Below are 2,843 nucleotides of genomic sequence, written 5' to 3' on the forward strand. Positions count from 1 at the left end.
GTCTTCAAGGCACTCACCAGCCACAACACCGCCCTGCCAGCCCCGCCACCGGCCGCCGAACCACAAGCGGCTTGACGCATAGGAGCATCGCTCAGGCGGGTGATCGGGCGCCGGACGGGTCACCACGGAGCGGGACTGCCGTCCCACGAAACGAACTCGCCGGTGGGTCCGTCGTCCGCCAGCAGGGCCAGCCGGACGGCGCCCGCGGCGGCTTCGGCGGGGTCGCCGTCGGCGGCGGCCGCGCGCTCGTTCAGGTCCGTGCGACGCAGACCCGGGGCCAGGGCGTTGATCTTGAACCCCTCGTCGGCCAGGGCGTGGGCGTAGTACAGGGTGAGCGCGTTGAGCGCCGTCTTCGACGAGCGGTAGGCCGCGCCCGAGCCGACGTGCGGGAACTGTTCGCCGGCGCTCCACGTCAGTGAACCCGTGCCGCTGGAGACGTTGACCACGCGCGGGTGCGCGGAGCGGCGCAGCGCGGGCAGGAACGCGTTGGTCACGGCCAGGACGCCGAACACGTTCGTCTCGTACGTGCGGCGGAAGCTCGCCACCTCGGCTTCGGCGGGGGTGCGGCTGTCGACCATGACGCCGGCGTTGTTGATCAGCACGTCGAGGCGGTCGACCCGCGCCGCGGCGGCCGCGATGCTGTCGGTGTCGGTCACGTCGAGCACGAGCAGGCGTGCGTCGCCGCCGATCTCCGCGACGGCGCGCTCGCCGCGTTCCGGATCGCGCGAGCCGACGAGGACGGTGAGGCCGGCATCGGCCAGCTGCCGGGCGATCTCCTTGCCGATGCCTTTGTTGGCGCCGGTCACCAGGGCCGTGGAATCGTTCATGGCCTCGACGGTGCCGCCCGCGGCCCGCCGCAACCAGGCACAATCGATCCCAGGGAGGTGCGTGTGGCGAGGGAAGAGCTGGCCCGGTTCCTGCGTGACCGCCGGGGCGGACTGCGCCCGGCCGACGTCGGCCTGCCCGCGACCGGACCGCGGCGCACGCCCGGCCTGCGCCGCGAGGAGGTCGCGAGCCTGGCGACCATGTCCGTGGACTACTACACGCGGCTCGAGCAGGCCCGCGGACCGCGCCCGTCGCCGCGGATCCTCGACTCGCTGGCCGGCGCGCTGCGCCTGCCGCCGGCCGAGCGACGGCACCTGTTCCGGCTCGCCGGCACGACCCTGCCCGCGGCGCCGGGACCCGCCCGCGAAGTCCGTCCGTACGTCGCAGACCTGCTGCGCCGGCTGCCCGAAACCGGCGCCATCGTCACCGACGCGACGTACGAGATCATCGCCTGGAACCCCCTGGCCGAAGCCCTGCTCGGCGGCCTCGGCGACCACCCGAACCTGGCTCGCCGAAGGTTCCTCGAACCCGTGGCGCACCGCAACTCCGGTGCGGCGGAGTTCGGCGAGATCGCCGTCGCGCGGTTGCGCGCGGCGGCCGCCCGGTACCCCCGCGACGCGCGGCTGGGCGCGCTGCTCGCCGACCTGCGCACGAGCGAGGAGTTCACCCACCTCTGGGCCACCAACCCCGTGCGCACGCCCGGCCACCGCACCAAAACCTTCGACCACCCGGCCCACGGCGCGCTCCGCGTGAACTGCGACGTCCTGTCCGTGCCCGACGACGACCAGCAGGTCGTGTTCATCACGGCGGACCCCGGCTCCCGCGCGGCGCGGCTGTTCCGCACGCTCGATTCATAACCCCGAGCTACTCAATCGCGCGTTATCGGTCTTTCCGCCGCGCCGGGGTGCGGGCCTAGCGTCAGGGGTGTTCACACGAAAGGAACCCTCGATGACGAACACCATGCGGGCCGCCGGGATCGACCGGTTCGGCGGCGACGTCCGAGCCGTCGAAGTCGAAGCGCCGCCGGCCCCCGGGCCGGGGGAGGTGCTGGTCGAGGTGCGCGCCGCCGGCGTCGGGAACTGGGACGACATCGCGCGCACCGGCGGGTGGGACCTCGGGGCGCGGCCGCCGATGGCGCTCGGGGTGGAGGCCGCCGGCGTCGTGGCCGCGGTGGGCGGCGACGTGCGGGACGTCGCGGTGGGCAGCCGGGTGGCGGTGCACTCGGCGCCGTTCCTCGCGCAGGGGGCGTGGGCTTCGCAGTTCCTGGTCCGCGCCGCCGAGGTCGCCGCGCTGCCGGAGGGGCTCGACTTCGACGCGGCCGCCGCGTTCGCCGTGCCGGCGTTGACCGCCGACCAGACGCTGCAGGACGCCGTGGGCCTCAAACCGGGGGAGACGCTGCTCGTCCACGGCGCCGGCGGCGTGACCGGGCGGCTGCTCGTGGCGCTCGGCTCGTACCACGGCGCTCGCGTGATCGTCACCGGCAGCCCGTCGAGCGCCGAGCGCCTGCGGGCTCTCGGGGCCGCGCAGGTTCTGTCCTATTCGGACCCCGGCTGGCCGGACGCCGCCCGCGAGCTCGGCATCGATTGCGCCGTGAACGCCGTTCCGGGCCAAGCCGGGCAAGTTCTCGCCGCCGTCCGCGACGGTGGCCGCCTCGCCACGATCACGTCCGACCCGCCCGCCCCGGCGCGCGGCATCACTCCCGCGGAGGTCTACGTCGCGCCCGACGGCCCCCGCCTGGCCACCCTGCTGCGCCTGCTGGCGGCCGGCACCCTGCCGTTGGAAATCGGCGCACGCTACCCGCTGGCCGACGCGGCCGGCGCCCTCGCCCACGTCCGCGAGGGTGCGCACGGCACCGCGGTGGTCGTGACGATCTGAGCTCTCTCGGCAGGGGGAGGGGGGGGGGGGGGGGGGGGGGGGGGGGGGGGGCGCGGGGTGTTTTTTGAAGCACCGGGCCCCCCCCCCCCCCGCCGGGGAAGCGGGCGCAGGCAGGGGGGGGTGTGTGGGGGTGGGCGGGGGTA

Annotated in this window: 3 protein-coding genes; 2 read left to right on the forward strand and 1 reads right to left on the reverse strand. The window is 75.2% G+C overall.

The window, feature by feature from the left end:
- Positions 1-119: 119 nt before the first annotated feature.
- Positions 120-827 carry an SDR family oxidoreductase gene (locus ACIA77_RS52030; RefSeq protein WP_395893679.1) on the reverse strand — a complete coding sequence of 236 codons (708 nt, stop codon included), beginning with the start codon at positions 825-827 and terminating at the stop codon, positions 120-122.
- A 63-nt stretch (positions 828-890) separates the two neighbouring features.
- On the opposite strand from ACIA77_RS52030, the gene ACIA77_RS52035 reads away from it, so the two are divergent.
- Positions 891-1,682 (forward strand): helix-turn-helix transcriptional regulator, encoded by a 792-nt coding sequence (locus ACIA77_RS52035; RefSeq protein ID WP_395893680.1) that lies wholly within the window; start codon positions 891-893, stop codon positions 1,680-1,682.
- Positions 1,683-1,773: 91 nt separating this feature from the next.
- Entirely contained in the window at positions 1,774-2,700 is a 927-nt protein-coding gene (locus ACIA77_RS52040; protein WP_395893681.1) for an alcohol dehydrogenase catalytic domain-containing protein, read from the forward strand.
- Positions 2,701-2,843: the final 143 nt, after the last annotated feature.

This window comes from Amycolatopsis sp. NPDC051903 (assembly GCF_044452505.1).
Lineage (GTDB): Bacteria > Actinomycetota > Actinomycetes > Mycobacteriales > Pseudonocardiaceae > Amycolatopsis.